Source organism: Marinimicrobium sp. C6131, assembly GCF_026153455.1.
Taxonomy (GTDB): domain Bacteria; phylum Pseudomonadota; class Gammaproteobacteria; order Pseudomonadales; family Cellvibrionaceae; genus Marinimicrobium.
Map to the genome: position 1 here is coordinate 1,327,854 of NZ_CP110629.1, position 16,055 is coordinate 1,343,908.

A 16,055-nucleotide genomic window follows, 5' to 3' on the forward strand; every position below is an offset into this window, starting at 1 on the left:
AACAGCGTCAAAACAGAGCCGAAGGATACTGGATTTCGGGTTTCTAGTCGATTTTTTCGATGTTTTTGAAGCGGTTATCGGCATCAAAGTGGATTCGGAATCGCCCTCTGATTCCCTCACGCGTGACAAACTGGCGCAGAATCGGCGCCGGGAACCGCACGCTCCGGCCATCGACCGTTTGGGCAAGTACACTCTGAGCACTGCCCTGGTACCAGCGTTGGTACTCATCAGGAGAAATATAGAGATTGACGACTACGGCATTCAAGGGCGATACCACAGCTCCGGGCGGTCCAGCGGGGTTTCCGGGGTCATCAGCGGGTTCTCCAGATGAATGAGGGTACGTTCATTCAGACGTGCCCGCTCCAGACTCTCCCCAAAGTGTGCCATAAGCACTCGATCAAATGAACCATCTTCGATGGCGGCCAGCAGGCCGCGCTCAATCGCCTCGGCCAGACGCGTATTATTCCGACGCACAAAAAAGTAATACGCTGAAGGGTATACCAGAGCCACATGCTGATCCACCGCCAGATTCAGCCCCGAGAACACCGATTGCTCCTTCCAGACTTCAACCACCGAGCGGGGGAAGTAATCCACCCGCCCGGCGTAAAGCATCTTGAACATACCTTCCCAATGAGGCGTCCGGATCACCCGGAGCCCGTTACTTTCCAGAATGGCGCTGTCCGGCCAATCATGTCCCTGGACGGTTTTCAGGTTACGCAGCGGCTCCAGATCACGCATGTCCGCAAACCGGTCCTCGTCACCGGACCGGATCATCAGCAGCCGCCAGCCGATCAGGCCCTTGAACAGGGGCACCCGGACGGGACGCAACACTGTTTCCCGGGTCTTGTTGGTATTCATCCAATGAATATCGTACACGCCCTTTGCCACCGACATGACACTGCGACTTTCACGAAAATTGGATAAGGTGACGGGGTGCAGAACATACTCCTCACCCGCTTTATCCAGCGCCAGGGTCAGCAATTCCAGAAAATAATTGGGCCGGGTCTGCCCATACTCTTCGCCCAGCACCGGGTATCGAATTACCAGTGCCTCACCTTCCGCCGTATCGCTATCGGCCAAAGAAACACCGCTCAGGGCCACCACAAGGAACAGAATAGCGCCCTTTCGCACCGTTTTTATAACCTGAAGTCGCATTTATCTCACCCCATCCGCATAATAGTTATTAGTCATCAAAAACTGCGGAACCATAGGCAGAATAACGAATTCACGCGCCAATTCAAAGCAGAAACCATCGCAAATTCCAGACAGCACCGCGAACCCGCCTTACTTTTTTGAAGAGTAGGTCCGCTCCCGGCAAGCGCCAAACGTTTGGGTTCAATGGAAACACATCTATTCTTCAAAGATAGGCGTACCCTCAAAAAAGCCCCTCAAATACCCAATACAGGAGCCACTATGAGTCAGCCCGTTATCGCCAACAACAAGCCCGCAAAAGTGACTCTCAAAAAAGGCGAAGAGTACGCCTTTTGCCGATGTGGGCGCTCCGGGGATCAGCCCTTCTGCGATGGCTCCCACTCCGGAACGGGCTTTACCCCCAAAATATTCAAGGCCGAAAAAGATGGCGATGCCTTTCTCTGCCAATGCAAGCACACCGGCGATGCGCCCTTCTGTGACGGTACCCATAAGCAATTCAGTAATGACCAGGTCGGGGAAGAGGGGCCCGCCCGGGCGCAGGATGAGCCAGGCGGGCCTCCACCGGCCAAAGCGACACCGGAGGAGCCCACAGTCGAGTTCATTCATCTGCTGGCCCGGGAGGGACTGAAGAATCTGGGCAATCATGGACCGGTAGCGGCCATGGGGGTACCGCGCAGCGAGCTGCCCCACTGGGATGACCTTCAGATCATGGTCGCCCAGATGGCCACCAAGCCGCTGATGGAGGATGTCGACGTTGATACCGAGCTGGTGATTGGTCCCGAGGCGAAAAAGCCCCTCAGCCTCAACATTCCGCTGCTGGTTTCCGATATGAGTTTCGGTGCCCTGTCGGAGGAAGCCAAAATTGCGTTGGCCAAAGGCGCGGAGATGGCAGGCACCGGCATATGCTCGGGTGAAGGCGGCATGCTCCCGGAAGAAAAAGCCGAGAACAGCCGTTACTTTTATGAGCTCGCCAGCGCCCAATTCGGCTATAAGGAGTCACTGCTGAGCGATATTCAGGCCTTTCATTTCAAGGGTGGCCAAGGCGCCAAGACCGGTACAGGCGGTCATCTGCCGGGCAACAAGAACACCGGGAAAATCTCTCAGGTACGCAACATCCCCGCCGGCGAGCCGGCTACCTCGCCGCCTACGTTCAAGGACCTTTCCAGCGTCAGGGATTTCAGGCGCTTCGCCGATCGCGTGCGGGAAATCTCCGGAGGGGTACCAGTCGGCTTCAAGCTGAGCGCCAACCACATTGAAAGAGACATCCAGTTCGCGCTCGATGCCAGCGCGGACTACCTCATTCTCGATGGCCGGGGCGGAGGCACAGGCGCCGCTCCCGAAATGTTCCGGGATCATATCAGTGTGCCCACCATTCCCGCCCTGGCACGGGCCCGACGCTATCTGGATGAACAGAAGGCGAGCGGCCGGGTCACGCTCATCATTACCGGTGGCCTCAGAGTGCCAATGGACTTTGTCAAGGCGCTGGCGCTCGGCGCCGACGGCATAGCACTATCCAACAGTGCCATCCAGGCAATCGGCTGCGTCGGAGCGCGAATCTGCAACACCAACAACTGCCCTACCGGGATTGCAACCCAACGTGAAGACCTACGCAAGCGCCTCAACGTCGACCAATCAGCCGAGCGCTTGAACACCTTCTTCGGCGCAACGATTCAACTCATGAACGTGATGGCCAGGGCCTGCGGTCATAAGGCGTTGCGCGAGTTCAACCGGGAAGACCTGTCAACCTGGCACCGGGACATGGCGCTCTTGTCGGGGGTTCGATACGCGGGGATCGGGAAACCCTGGTAGGCTGCAGAATTTCAAAACATAATCGAGTAGGGTGAGGCGTCTCCGCCTCAGCCCTCTCACAGAACCGTACATACGGGCCACGTATACGGCTCATGCCATTAACTTACCCCGAGCTCGGGGACAGTGATGCCGGTTCGAACCTTGGTCAGGTCTACCAACCTCAGTTCATCGTGCAGGTAGGCATTGGGGATCGCATGATGCGCCAGCGGCGACGCCGCGTTGCGCCAGCTACGCATCTTGATGGACTTGAACGGCGGGCGGTAGCCCAGCTGTTTCAGCCTCCGATGTAGCCGGCTCGGTTTCTTCCACTGGGTGAGCTGGATGCAGCGTAGACGACGCCTCAGCCATCTCATCACCTGCTTCAGAACCCGAGCGCAGTTCGCTACCCGGAAGTAGCCGGCAAAGCCCCGCAGCACCGGATTCAACTCGCGGATGATCTGCATAAGTCCGATTCCACGGTTTCGCTTGGTCAGCGCTTTGAGCGTCTGCTTGAGTTTCACCACCTTCTTGTCCTGGATGCGGGTGTACTTAGTGTGGATCACCACACCCAGGAACTTCACCCCCTCATCGCTGTGGGCGATGTGGGTCTTGGTGGCATTCACCCTCAGCTTCAGCTCTCCTTCCAGATACCCTTGGGCCACCCGTAACGCATTCTCCGCACCCGCTCGTGAGCCGCACAGGATCAAGATGTCGTCCGCGTAGCGGACGATGCGGTGACCCCGCGCTTTCATGAACTGGTCGAAGGCGTCCAGATAGACGTTTGCAATCAATGGACTGATCACGCCGCCCTGCGGGCTGCCCAACGTCGTCTCTTCGAGGTGGTGCCCCACCATGACTCCGCTTTCCAGAAACTGGCGCAGCAGTGACAGAACACTGCCGTCCGTGATCCGTCGGCGGAACCGGCGGATGATCAGGTCGTGATTGAGGGTGTCGAAGCATTTCGACAGGTCCATGTCCACGACCCATTCGCGCCGATAGCGGCGGACGAACAACTCCGCCTTGCCAATGGCGTGGTGAGCACGGCGTCCCGGACGATACCCGTAACTCGACGGGTGGAAGTCCGGCTCGAAGATCGGTTCTATGATGCCGCGCAACGCCTGTTGCACTACCCGGTCCCGAACCGTCGGAATGCCCAGCAGACGCTCACCGCCATCCTCCTTGGCAATGACCACACGTCTGACCGGTCGCGCCCGATAGCGCTTCTCCTTCAGCTCGAGTAGCAGGCACGACAGCTCCACCTCCAGATTCGCCTCGAACGCACTCAGGCTCTGCCCATCGATTCCGGCCGCACCTTTGTTGCGTTTGACGTGTCTGAAGGCTTCATACAGACGCTGCTTTGACAGCAGGTGCCCGTACAGACTGTAGTATCTCCTCATGCCTGCGCATCTCCGTGATGACGGCTTCGAGGGTCGGTCTGGCTGCCGGCCTGGTTCAAGCGATCCGCCCGGGTGCTAGCGCTGTGGCAATCGTCCGCCACGGTATCGCCCTACTGCCTGGTTCGCAGAACACCGAAGCCACCACGTTCCCGCAGCGCCTCAATGCACGTGCCAGCCCCGTCGGGCTGCTTGTGAACACAGCGTCCACCGCTCGCTCGTCGTCCGTCATACTCGCTAATGACTTCCGCCCTTCGCATCCCAGCGGGGCTTTTGGCTCCGCTCGGCCCGCTGAACCTCCGCCAGCGGTCGTTCCGGCTTTGTCCTCCGCACTGTTACCAGGCTTCTTCGGTCGGAACTTCTTCACTACTACGGCTTCATCTGCCACCTCGCACCCACTGTGACCTCGGCTCTCGCCTTGCGCCCCAGCATCCGGCACGGCCGGATTCGGTGTCAGGCTTCCCCGGTTACTGCACCGGCTCCCCGTCAACGATGCCACCCTCAATCACAACACAGGTCTGACTGAGTATCGGGCTTCGCGCTATCTTGCACGCTTACCCACCTGTGCTGCCGAAGCAGGTTCACTGTCGTTGTGTACCGTTGACCTCCTATGGCTTCCTTCAGACCCCACCGTTGGCCAGTGACGCCCTTGCCAGTCGGATTATCTTCCCCTCAGTCGGGGTGATGTCATCTTCTTTCAGACGACCGGGTTTGCCGGCTTCGCCGGGCAAACAAAAAACCCGGGCATCAAAATGCCCGGGCTTTTTCACTGTGGGAGCTTATTGCAGGACAACTCAGGCCAGATCAAACCGATCGGCATTCATCACCTTGGTCCAGGCGGCCACGAAGTCTTTGACAAACTTCTCTTTCGCATCATCCTGAGCATACACTTCAGCCAGCGCCCGAAGCTGTGAGTTGGAGCCGAACACCAGGTCCACACGAGTGCCGGTCCACTTCAGTTGACCGGTTTTCATGTCCCGACCTTCGAACACATCTTCATCGTCTTTGCTCGGAGCCCACTGCGTATTCAGATCCGTCAGATTGACAAAGAAGTCGTTGGTCAACTTTCCGGGAGACTGCGTGAACACGCCGTGCCTGGCCCGCTTGTAGTTGGCATCCAACACCCGAAGACCACCGACCAGCACCGTCATCTCGGGCGCGCTGAGCTCGAGCAACTGTGCCTTGTCAATCAGCATCTCCTCATCGGAGACCACAAATTTGGCTCGACGATAGTTTCTGAAACCATCGGCTTCGGGCTTGAGTACCTCAAAGGACTCTGCGTCGGTCTGTTCGTCCGTCGCGTCGGTGCGGCCCGGCGCAAAAGGTACTTCAATGCTGTGACCCGCCTCCTTGGCCGCCTTCTCGATCGCCGCCGAACCACCGAGCACAATCAGATCGGCAAGCGACACTCTCTTGTTACCGGACTGGGCACTATTGAACGCCTTCTGAACACCTTCCAGCGCCTTGAGCACCTTGGCCAGCTGTTCTGGCTGGTTAACCTCCCAATCCTTCTGGGGCGCCAACCGGATACGGGCGCCATTGGCACCACCGCGCATGTCCGAACCCCGGTAGGTGGAGGCTGCAGACCAGGCGGTGTAAACCAGCTCCGGGACCGACAGACCAGATCCCAGAATTTTGCCTTTAAGGTCAGCAATGTCCTGAGCGTTGACCAGTTCGTGGTCCACGGCCGGAACCGGGTCTTGCCAGATCAGGTCTTCAGCCGGTACTTCCGGCCCCAGGTAGCGGGATTTCGGCCCCATGTCCCGGTGGGTCAACTTGAACCAGGCCCGGGCGAACGCATCCGCGAACTCCTCCGGGTTTTTGTGGAAGTGCTCGGCAATTTTGCGATACTCCGGATCTTCCCGCATCGCCATATCGGCGGTGGACATCATGATGTGCACTCGCTTGGAGGGGTCTTCCGGATCTGGAGCGTGATCTTTGTCCGCCAGGCCTTTCGGTTGCCACTGGTTGGCCCCCGCCGGGCTCTTGGTCAGTTCCCACTCGTAGCCGAACAGCATGTCAAAGTACGTCATATCCCACTTTGTGGGGGTCGGTGTCCAGGCGCCTTCCAGACCACTGGTAATCGCATCTCGCCCTTTGCCACTGCCGTAGCTGTTTTTCCAGCCGAGTCCCATCTGTTCTATTGGTGCCGCTTCGGGCTCCGGACCCACATACTTCTCGGGGTCCGCGGCGCCATGAGTTTTACCGAACGTATGGCCGCCGGCGGTCAGAGCCACGGTTTCATAGTCGTTCATTGCCATTCGCTTGAAGGTTTCGCGAATGTCTCTGGCGGAGGCCAGCGGGTCCGGATTGCCGTCCGGGCCTTCCGGGTTGACGTAAATCAATCCCATCTGCACGGCAGCCAGCGGGTTTTCCAACTCACGATCGCCTGAATAACGGCTGTTCGGCTTGTCACTGGTGGCCAGCCACTCATCTTCGGCCCCCCAGTAGATGTCTTCCTCGGGCTGATAAATGTCTTCACGTCCACCGGCGAAACCAAAGGTCTTGAAGCCCATGGACTCCAACGCGACGTTGCCGGTAAGCACATACAGGTCGGCCCAAGACAGTTTGTTACCGTACTTTTTCTTGATAGGCCACAGCAGACGGCGGGCTTTGTCCAGGTTACCGTTATCCGGCCAGCTATTGAGCGGTGCAAAGCGCTGGTCACCCGAGCCGGCACCTCCACGACCATCGCCCATGCGGTAGGTGCCCGCGCTGTGCCAGGCCATCCGGATGAAGAAGGGGCCGTAGTGACCATAATCAGCGGGCCACCATTCCTGGGAGTCGGTCATCAGCGCCTCAAGGTCTTTTTTGACGGCTTTGAGGTCCAACGTTCTGAACGCTTCCGCGTAGTCAAAGTCCTCACCCAATGGATTGGAGCGGGGCGAGTGCTGGTGGAGAATATTGAGGTTGAGTTGATTGGGCCACCAGTGCTGATTGCCGGTGCGTTCGTCGCTTACTTTGGTCCGCGAGCCGTGCATTACCGGGCATTTTCCGGCGACTGTAGCGTCATTTACACCCATTGTTAACTCCTTTGATTTGGCCTGTGGTGGTACGATTTATTAATACAGTAAAGACTATACACCCTAAACCTTCCATTAATTTAGTTTGATTTTCTTACCGATTTGATAGGTTTTGGCTATAGAAAAAAGGGAGCTCCGGTCGCGTTCTGGCCCTCGATCTGTTTAGAGCAGACGCCACCGCCACATTCGATTATCATGGCACCAATAGTCTTACCCGACAGGACCAATTTCGCGACCGATGCGATTGATCTCCCTCTTGCTTGTATTGGCTATTTGCCAGGCCACATTCGCCGCCCAGCCCACGGGGTCGGTGCCGGAGGTGATCAAGATCCCCTATATGGAACGGGCCGGACTACACCGGGACTATGCCAATGATTTACTGAAGCTCGCCCTGGAGTTGTCCGAGCACCGGTATGGGCCCTACGAAATTGTCCAGCAGCCGGCGCAAACCGTCATTCGCCGTCAACTGTTGGAGCTTCAGGAAGAGGGGCACCTATCCGTCGCCCTATCGATGCCCATGGCGGAATGGTTGAACAACGCCGAAATGATCCCCTTTCCGATCATGAAAGGCCTGGCCAGCTACCGACTGTTCTTCAGTCACCGCAAGAACCTGGACCGGTTTAATGCCATTGATGACCTCGATACCCTCAAAACCCTGAAGATTGGACAGGGCCCGGGCTGGTCCACCAGCAAGATTCTGGAAGACAATGGCTTTGAAGTCGTCTACGGTGGCCCTTACAAAACGTTGTTTCCCATGTTGCACGGGGATCGCTTCCAATTGCTGATGCGCGGCGTGTATGAAATCCAACCCGAGCTGGAGGCCTACCTGCCTGAGATGCCCGAGCTGGTGATTGTGGATGGAATCGCGATATACACGTATCTACCCATGTACTTTTTTGTATCCCGGGAACAACCCGGGCTGGCCGAACGATTGCGCTACGGACTGAAAAAGGCACACGACAACGGTCAGTGGGACGCACTCTTTGACCAGTACTTTGGCGATATGTTGAACTGGTTGAACCACGGGACAAGACGGGTGTTCTATCTGGACAACACCAATATTGACCGTTCGTTCTACGCCAATGACAAGTCTTTTCTGCTGAAGTCCATTGTGGCACTGGAATCGCAACGCCCTTAAGCCGACCTCGGCTTGCGCCGCTTAAGCCGAGGCTCCATAACGACCCGGGACAAGTGTTCGGGGTGAAACCATTTTTCTGAGAGAGTGACCTTTGACCCATACCGACTTTGCCACACTGCCCCTCGACCCGGCTCTGCTCCGCAACCTCGAATCCCTGGCCTATCATCACATGACCCCCGTTCAGGCACAGAGCCTGCCCGCCATTCTGTCCGGTCAGGATGTCATCGTTCAGGCCAGAACCGGTTCAGGGAAAACCGCCGCTTTCGGGCTCGGGCTGCTTCACAAGCTTCAGGGGGAATCATTCCGTATCCAGTCACTTGTCCTGTGTCCGACCCGGGAACTGGCCGATCAGGTGGCCGAGGAAATTCGTACCCTGGCGCGCACCCTGGCCAACATCAAGGTACTCACGCTTTGCGGCGGGGTTCCGATCGGTCCGCAAATTGGATCCCTTGAGCACGGCGCCCATATTGTCGTGGGAACACCCGGGCGTATTGACGATCACCTGCGCAAAGGCACGCTTTGTCTTGACCAGGCGAATACTCTGGTGCTTGATGAAGCTGACCGAATGTTGGACATGGGTTTTCAACCCGTGTTGGACCGTATTGTCGAACAGATCCCCTCCGCCCGACAGACCCTCCTGTTCAGTGCAACCTTCCCCCTGCAGATCGAATCCATCGCCGCGCGAATGATGAACCGACCGATCCGGATTACCGTGGAAGAACCGCACGATGAGCACAGCATCGAGCAGATCTTTTCGCCCATAGAAGGACTCTCACGGCCCGAGGCCGTGCGCCTGCTGCTGCTCGCGGAACGTCCAGACGCGGCCCTGGTGTTCTGTAACACAAAGGAAGACGTCAAGACCCTTGCGCAGCACCTGAGCCGGGCCGGCCTCAGCACCCAGGCGTTGCACGGCGATCTGGACCAGAAAGAACGGGACCAGACCATGGTGCTGTTCGACAACAACAGCTGTTCAGTCCTCGTGGCGACGGATGTCGCCGCCCGGGGGCTGGATATTGAGGCGGTGGACCTGGTCATCAACTACCAGATTGCACGGGACAGCGCGGTGCACACTCACCGGGTAGGCCGGACCGGACGGGCAGGCCGTAGCGGCAAGGCCATCACCTTGTTCGAAGAGAGGGAGCGCTTCAAGCTGGAACGCCTGGGCAACGCATTGACCCTGGCCTCCCTCCCCGACACTGAGACCCTGAAGCAACCCCCGTACCGGGCTCCAATGGCCACACTGCAGATTGATGGCGGGAAAAAACAGAAGGTGCGCCGGGGGGACGTCCTGGGCGCCTTGACCGCCGCCGGTGGTCTGCAGGGCCAGGATGTCGGGAAAATCCATCTTCAGGACCTGCGTACTTACGTGGCGGTCAAGCGCGCCGATGCCCGTACCGCGCTGGATATGATCAACAAGGGCAAGCTCAAAGGCCGTCAGTTCCGGGCCCGGCTACTTTAATCCGTCGCGGTCAATCAAAATCCTGTTGTTCCATCCAGGGAATAATGCGCTCAAAGGCCTTTTCGATATTCTCCATTGAGGTAGAGTAACTGAGTCGCAAAGAGTTGCTGCAACTGCTGCCGAAGGTTTCACCGGGAATGGTACACACACCGGTTTCCTTGAGCAGGCGCAAAGCGATGTTGGTGCCATTGGCGCCCTCCGGCAGCGATGGAAACAGGTAAAACGCACCTTCGGGCACATAGCCTGTCATATGCGGCGTCTGATCGACCAATTCCACCAGGCGGTCGCGCCGCGCCGTGTATTCCTTGAGCATATGATTGATAAACTCGTTACCGCCGTGCAGCGCCGCCACCCCGGCCCACTGAAACGGCGTGTTGGCCACGGTGGTGGTGAACATGTGATAGCGGCGCAGTTTTTTGATCGCGCCCTGACTGCCAATCAGCCATCCGATACGCATTCCCGCCATGCTGTACGTTTTTGAAAAACTGCTGACCACCATGACGTGATCGAGATCGCTGCAGCAGGACAACACCGACGGGTAGGTCTTACCGTCATAAATCAGATGGTCGTAAACCTCATCACTGATGATCTGAATACCACGATACGCGGCTTCTTCAACAATGGCCTCCAGCGTTTCCCGCGGATACACCGTGCCGGTGGGATTGCTCGGCGAGTTCAGCACGATACCGTAGGTATGCGGCTCAATCGCATCGATGACCTCCTGAGGATCCAACTGATGATTGTTTTCCGCTCGGGTGGGAATTTCGGTGACTTCACCTCCGTTCATGCGAATCAGCGGGGAGTACAGCATGAACGCGGGGTCGGGTACGATGAAATGCCGCCCCGGCGCCGAGACCGCCGTCAACGCCAAATACAGGGCTTCGGTGGCGCCGGTGGTAACCATGATGTTATCCGGGCTCAGGGTGCGTTGATAGCGCTCGCCGTAGTATATGGCGAGCGATTCCAGCAGCTCCGGCAAACCCGCATCCATGGTGTAGCCGGTTTGCCCGCGTTGCAGTGCTTCCACCCCCGCGTTGATCACGTTCTGCGGTGTCGGCAGATCCGGCTGACCGATGGACAGGTGGATCACATCCTCCATGGTGGAGGCGAGATTGACCATTTTCCGGATACCCGGAATCGGGATGGTCATCAACGCCGGATTCCAGATGGGATCCTCGGACTCGTAGAACTCGAAATCCATATTGCTCAGTGGCATACCGCTTCCCCCTTCAAGACATCAACGCCGGACGGCAATCAGTCAGGTCGTGGGCCTGCTGATAGGCGTCGGCGGTTTGCAACACCAGCGCGTCGTTGTAGCGTGCACCCACCAGTTGCAGGCCAATGGGCATGCCACTGGAATCAAACCCGCAGGGTACGGTAATCGCCGGCTGACCGGTCATGTTGAACGGATAGGTAAAGGGCGTCCAGGTGGGCCAGCGGGTATTCGGCCAATCTTCCGGCACTTCCCGGCCTGTTTTGAACGCGGTAATCGGCAGCGTCGGCGTCAATAGCAAATCATATTTCTGGTGGAAATTCGCCATGCGCTCGCGCAGGCGCACGGATTCGTCCACCGCCCCCATATAATCAAGCATGGTCAGGCGACCCGCTTTTTCGGCCACCTTTACCAGTTGAGGATCCATCCGCTCGCGCTTTTTACTGCCCAGTTCGCGTATGGCGTTCGCCACGCCGCCGTAAAACAGGTGACCAAATGCGGGCAAGGGATCGCTGAAGCCCGGATCCACACGCACAACCTCCGCACCCAGTTCCCGAAATACGTCCACCGCCTGAGCCACCGCGCGCTCGATATCCGGATCGACGTCAACGTAGCCCAGGTTGGGGCTGTAGGCGATGCGCAGGCCTTTGATGCTGCGGCCCAAGTTACCCAGATAATCGATGTGTCGACGGGGAATGGCGCGAGTATCGCGATGATCGTGCTCAGTTATGACGTTCATCATCAAAGCGCAGTCCTGCACCGTCCAGGTCATCGGCCCCGCCTGGGTGAGCGAGCCGAAGGGACTGGTCGGCCAGTGTGGTACTTCACCCGACGACGGTTTGAAGCCGACCAGCCCACAGAACGACGCGGGAATGCGGATGGAACCTCCCGAGTCAGTACCCAGGGCCAAAGGTGCCATACCCAGAGCGACCGCAACAGCACTGCCACCGCTGGCACCACCGGCGGTCTTCTGTGGATTCCAGGGGTTGTTGGTCACGCCATCGACCGGGTTGTCGGTCACCGCTTTCCAACCGAACTCTGAGGTGGTGGTTTTACCGACCGGGACATAGCCGTGTCGGGCCAGTGCCGCGGTGGCAGGCGACGTCCTGTCCAGCGTGTGTTTCGGGTCCACTGCCTGAGAGCCCTTGCGGGTGGGCCACATCGGGGTAAAAAACACATCCTTTATCGCCACCGGTACCCCATCAAGTACACCCTGTGGCTGATTCTGCCGATAGCGTTGCTCGGATTCCCGCGCCAAGGCCAAGGTGGTATCCCGGTCCACCAGGCAAAATCCGTTGGTTTCGGAGTCCACCCGTTCGATCTGGTCAAGCATGGCGTTGGCCACATCGACTGGTGACAGCGCGCCATCCCGATATTGCTCCAGAAGTTGTACCGCGGTCATCCGCAACATCGCTTGGCTCATCAACGGCCCTCCTCGGGTCAAACTTTTTGTACCAGATTGTTCAATTCGTCGCCCGCCTGCCAGCGGGTGAAGTTCTCGGTGAATTGCTCGCCCAGCGCACGCCGCCAGCCGATAAAATCACCCGCCATATGGGCGGAGATCATCACGTTGGGTTTATCCCATAGCGGGTGTTCCTCCGGCAGCGGCTCTTCCTCAAACACATCCAGTGCCGCGCCGGCAATGTCTCCTCGATCCAACGCCGCCAGCAGCGCCTCGGTGACCACGATGGGACCGCGACCGACATTGATCAGGTGTGCCGAGGGTTTCATCGCCCGAAAGGTCTGCTCATCGAACAGCCCTTCCGTATCCGGGGTCAACGGGGCGGTAATCACCACGTAATCCACGTGCGGCAACACCGCCATCATGTTCTCCTGGGCATGCACCTCGCGAAATCCGTCAATGGTCCGCGCGGTGCGCGCGGTGCCCTGCACTTCCAGCCCCGCAGCGTTCAGCAACTGACCCACCGTTGTGCCGATGGAGCCCGCGCCCACGATCAGCGCACGCTGACGATCAATCAACCGCGTTTCGCGGTGCTGCCAGCGATGCAAGCGCTGATAGTTGAGATTGCCAATCGTATCTTTGGCGAACAGTAAAATAGCCCCGAGTACATACTCAGCGATACCGCGATTGAAAATACCTCGCGCGTTGGTAATGGGGATATCACTGTCACGCAGCGCCGGAAACATCAGCGCATCCACACCCGCACTGGTAGCGTGTACCCAACGGACACTGGGTGCCTCTGGCCAGCAGCGCTCAATCATTCCGGAACGAAAGTCGGTGACCACCAGAATATCGGCTCTGGTCAGGCCGTCGGCCAGGGCCTGTTCATCTCTCACGTGAGTCACCCGAACCGGGTCGGGCAACCCATCCAGGCCCGGCAGGTCCGGCTCGTCGTCGGCCGTTAGCACCAATACTTCGGTCATCGTTGATCCTTTTGAGTCGATTCAGTCTTCACAGTTCAGACGGAACGGCTTCGAGAACCTTGCCGAAGCGGTCCGCCGCATCGTCCACCTCGTCGGCGGAGACGACCAATGGCGGCAACCACCGGATGATCTGTCCGGCGGTACCACAACGCAGTAACAGCAGTCCGCGCTTTTCCGCCTCTTTCGCCAACTGTTCCGCGATGTCCGCTCGGGGCCGGGCCGGGCTGTGGGCGATTTCCATGCCCAGCATCAACCCTTTACCACGCAGGTCGTCGATCCAGGCATACTCTTTTTTGTACGCCTCCAGCCGGGCAAACAACTGCTCACCCCGCTCGGCGGCATTGGCCACCAACTTCTCACCCTCGACGACCTCCAGCGTCGCCAGTGCGGCGGCACAGGCCACGGCGTTGGCACCATAGGTTCCGCCTTGCGAGCCGGGCAGCCCTTTGTTCATCAAGGACTGTGAGGCGGCAATCGCCGACAGCGGGAAACCACTGGCGAGCCCTTTGGCCGTGATGACAATGTCGGGGTGTACTTCGGCATGCTCATGACTCCAGAACCGGCCGGTGCGACCGTAACCCGCCTGAATTTCATCGGCAATCAACAGGATATTGTGCTCCTTGCAGCGCTGGGCGATGCCCTCGAGGAACGCTCGCGGCGCCGGGTAGTAACCATACTCCCCCTGCACGGGTTCGATGATCATGGCCGCGGTGTCCGCTGGTGCGCTGTGGGTTTTGAGAATTTCGTCCAGCTCGCGCAGACAGAACTCGACCGCCGTCTGCTCATCCCAGCCGTAGCGGTAAGCGTGGGGAAACGGCGCGGTCACCACGCCGGCCATCATGGGATGAAAGCCGGTGCGCACCTTGGTGCCCGAGGTCGTCATGGAAGCCGCGGCCATGGTCCGGCCGTGAAAGCCACCGTGAAAAGTCAGGATATTGGCGCGACCGGTCGCGTGGCGCGCGAGCCGCAACGCCATCTCGACCGCCTCGGAACCGGAATTGGCAAACGCCACGGAGTCGATTCCGGAAGGCATTTTCTCCACCAGCCGGTCGGTCAACTTGAGCATCGGCTCGTGGGTGACGGTGGTGTACTGGGCATGAATGACTTTGCCCACCTGCTCCCGCGCCGCTTTGACCACCGTGGGGTGACAGTGACCTGTACCGGTCACACCAATACCCGAGGTGAAGTCCAGGTAGACTTCACCGTTGGTGCCATAGAGCCAGACGCCTTCGCCGTGCTCGACGCAGACGTTGCTGGATTGTTTCAGGAGTGGCGACAGATGGCTCATGGGTAGTGCTCCTGTTTGTCGGTGGTACTCAAATGCCAATTCTGACGTTCAATCGGTACCAGTGGTCGTTACAAGTAACCGAGAATGGATTGGGTGATCTCGTCTGTTGTGCGCGTTCCGCTCTGGCGACCTTGCGCCTGCAGATCTTCCGCAACGGCCGAGCGCAACGATTGCGCGGCTTCGGCCAACCCCAGCCAGTCGAGCATCATGGCGGTGGTCAACAACATGGCACTGGGGTTGGCAATGCCCTGCCCCGCGATGTCCGGCGCACTGCCGTGAGTCGGCTCAAACAACGCCGGACGGGATTTGTCATCAGGATTGATGTTGCACGACGGCGCAACGCCCAGACCTCCGGCCAACACGGCGGCCAGATCCGTCAGGATGTCACCGTGCAGATTGCTGGCCACCACTACATCGAACTGCCAGGGGCATTGCACAAATTTCATGCAGGCCGCATCCACCAGTTCGTGATGAACGCCGATCTCCGGATACTCCCGGGCAACGAGTTCAAAGACTTCGGTGTACATTTCGCCCCAGTGTGGTTGCGCATTGCGTTTCGTGACAAGGCACACCTGGGCCCCTTTCAGGCCCGAACGATCACACAGGTACTCGCGCAGCTCACCCTGTTGCTCCCGTTCCGCCAGTCGCTCCTGGGCACGGGCAAAAGCGTGACGAATCAACCGTTCGGTGGCCTTGCGGGTAAACACCTCCAACTGCGTCGCCGTCTCCTCCGGTGTGCCCGCGCGCAAGCGGCCACCCTGATTGACGTACTCGCCTTCGCTGTTCTCCCGAATCACCAGCATGTCGATATCCCTGGCTCGCTCGTCGGCAAGATACTGTGGCGCCCCCGGGAGCAGGCGCGCCGGACGCTCACAGGCCCACAGGTCCAGACCTTTGCGAAAGGTCAGCAGAGGCGCCAGGGACACCCCATCGGACAACCGGTAACGATCCGGGTCCCGGGTCGGCCCCGGATCCCCCAGGGCTCCCAGCAACAGAGCCTGGTAGCCACCGAGTCGTTTGAGAGCGTCCGCGGGCATCATTTCCCCGTGCTCGCGATGCCAGGCGGTACTGGGCCAGGGCAAGGTATCCCAGCTCAACGGTAACCCGTACCGTTCGCGCAGCGTGTCCAGCACCCGCTCGGCGGCGGCCACCACTTCCACGCCAATACCATCGCCGGGCATCAATGCCAGCTTGATCGGTTGCTGCGCCATGACC

Annotated in this window: 12 protein-coding genes; 3 read left to right on the top strand and 9 right to left on the bottom strand. The window is 58.8% G+C overall.

The features are described 5' to 3' along the window. Positions 1-43: 43 nt before the first annotated feature. Both OOT55_RS05625 and OOT55_RS05630 read right to left on the bottom strand, forming a co-directional pair. On the bottom strand, positions 44-265 hold the full coding sequence (locus OOT55_RS05625; RefSeq protein ID WP_265368151.1) for a DUF2835 domain-containing protein: 222 nt from the start codon (positions 263-265) through the stop codon (positions 44-46). After that, complete coding sequence (locus tag OOT55_RS05630; protein WP_265368152.1) at positions 262-1,155, bottom strand: substrate-binding periplasmic protein; 894 nt, start codon at positions 1,153-1,155, stop codon at positions 262-264. The genes OOT55_RS05625 and OOT55_RS05630 overlap by 4 nt, the downstream gene beginning before the upstream one ends. Positions 1,156-1,413: 258 nt before the next feature. Between OOT55_RS05630 and OOT55_RS05635 the strand changes: the two genes are divergently transcribed. Then, positions 1,414-2,961, top strand: a complete 1,548-nt coding sequence (locus OOT55_RS05635; RefSeq protein ID WP_265368153.1) for a glutamate synthase-related protein — start codon at positions 1,414-1,416, stop codon at positions 2,959-2,961. Between the two features lie 98 nt (positions 2,962-3,059). Here the strand turns inward: OOT55_RS05635 and ltrA are convergent, their stop codons facing one another. Further along, positions 3,060-4,337, bottom strand: a complete 1,278-nt coding sequence (ltrA, locus tag OOT55_RS05640; RefSeq protein ID WP_265367236.1) for a group II intron reverse transcriptase/maturase — start codon at positions 4,335-4,337, stop codon at positions 3,060-3,062. Positions 4,338-5,128: 791 nt separating this feature from the next. Then, a complete protein-coding gene (gene katG, locus OOT55_RS05645; RefSeq protein ID WP_265368154.1) occupies positions 5,129-7,357 on the bottom strand; it encodes a catalase/peroxidase HPI in 2,229 nt (742 codons plus the stop codon). A gap of 238 nt (positions 7,358-7,595) precedes the next feature. On the opposite strand from katG, the gene OOT55_RS05650 reads away from it, so the two are divergent. Both OOT55_RS05650 and dbpA read left to right on the top strand, forming a co-directional pair. Then, positions 7,596-8,495 (top strand): hypothetical protein, encoded by a 900-nt coding sequence (locus tag OOT55_RS05650; protein ID WP_265368155.1) that lies wholly within the window; start codon positions 7,596-7,598, stop codon positions 8,493-8,495. Between the two features lie 91 nt (positions 8,496-8,586). Continuing rightward, complete coding sequence (gene dbpA, locus OOT55_RS05655) at positions 8,587-9,954, top strand: ATP-dependent RNA helicase DbpA (protein WP_265368156.1); 1,368 nt, start codon at positions 8,587-8,589, stop codon at positions 9,952-9,954. A 10-nt stretch (positions 9,955-9,964) separates the two neighbouring features. Here dbpA and OOT55_RS05660 read toward each other — a convergent pair whose 3' ends face one another. From OOT55_RS05660 to OOT55_RS05680, 5 genes are all read right to left on the bottom strand, one after another. Then, the gene (locus tag OOT55_RS05660) at positions 9,965-11,170 is read right to left on the bottom strand and encodes a pyridoxal phosphate-dependent aminotransferase (RefSeq protein WP_265368157.1); all 1,206 of its coding nucleotides are present in this window, start codon (positions 11,168-11,170) and stop codon (positions 9,965-9,967) included. Between the two features lie 13 nt (positions 11,171-11,183). Next, the gene (locus OOT55_RS05665) at positions 11,184-12,590 is read right to left on the bottom strand and encodes an amidase (RefSeq protein WP_265368158.1); all 1,407 of its coding nucleotides are present in this window, start codon (positions 12,588-12,590) and stop codon (positions 11,184-11,186) included. A gap of 17 nt (positions 12,591-12,607) precedes the next feature. After that, complete coding sequence (locus OOT55_RS05670; RefSeq protein ID WP_265368159.1) at positions 12,608-13,552, bottom strand: D-2-hydroxyacid dehydrogenase; 945 nt, start codon at positions 13,550-13,552, stop codon at positions 12,608-12,610. Positions 13,553-13,580: 28 nt separating this feature from the next. Next, entirely contained in the window at positions 13,581-14,840 is a 1,260-nt protein-coding gene (locus OOT55_RS05675; RefSeq protein WP_265368160.1) for an aspartate aminotransferase family protein, read from the bottom strand. 68 nt (positions 14,841-14,908) lie between these two features. After that, positions 14,909-16,051 carry an isocitrate/isopropylmalate dehydrogenase family protein gene (locus OOT55_RS05680; protein ID WP_265368161.1) on the bottom strand — a complete coding sequence of 381 codons (1,143 nt, stop codon included), beginning with the start codon at positions 16,049-16,051 and terminating at the stop codon, positions 14,909-14,911. Between the last annotated feature and the right edge of the window lie 4 nt (positions 16,052-16,055).

Bases quoted from the DNA above. Each gene is read 5' to 3' on its own strand.
- OOT55_RS05630 (WP_265368152.1), bottom strand. From the start codon at position 1,155: ATGCGACTTCAGGTTATAAAAACGGTGCGAAAGGGCGCTATTCTGTTC.
- ltrA (WP_265367236.1), bottom strand. From the start codon at position 4,337: ATGAGGAGATACTACAGTCTGTACGGGCACCTGCTGTCAAAGCAGCGT.
- OOT55_RS05665 (WP_265368158.1), bottom strand. From the start codon at position 12,590: ATGAGCCAAGCGATGTTGCGGATGACCGCGGTACAACTTCTGGAGCAA.
- OOT55_RS05635 (WP_265368153.1), top strand. From the start codon at position 1,414: ATGAGTCAGCCCGTTATCGCCAACAACAAGCCCGCAAAAGTGACTCTC.
- OOT55_RS05670 (WP_265368159.1), bottom strand. From the start codon at position 13,552: ATGACCGAAGTATTGGTGCTAACGGCCGACGACGAGCCGGACCTGCCG.
- katG (WP_265368154.1), bottom strand. From the start codon at position 7,357: ATGGGTGTAAATGACGCTACAGTCGCCGGAAAATGCCCGGTAATGCAC.
- OOT55_RS05675 (WP_265368160.1), bottom strand. From the start codon at position 14,840: ATGAGCCATCTGTCGCCACTCCTGAAACAATCCAGCAACGTCTGCGTC.
- OOT55_RS05650 (WP_265368155.1), top strand. From the start codon at position 7,596: ATGCGATTGATCTCCCTCTTGCTTGTATTGGCTATTTGCCAGGCCACA.
- OOT55_RS05660 (WP_265368157.1), bottom strand. From the start codon at position 11,170: ATGCCACTGAGCAATATGGATTTCGAGTTCTACGAGTCCGAGGATCCC.
- OOT55_RS05680 (WP_265368161.1), bottom strand. From the start codon at position 16,051: ATGGCGCAGCAACCGATCAAGCTGGCATTGATGCCCGGCGATGGTATT.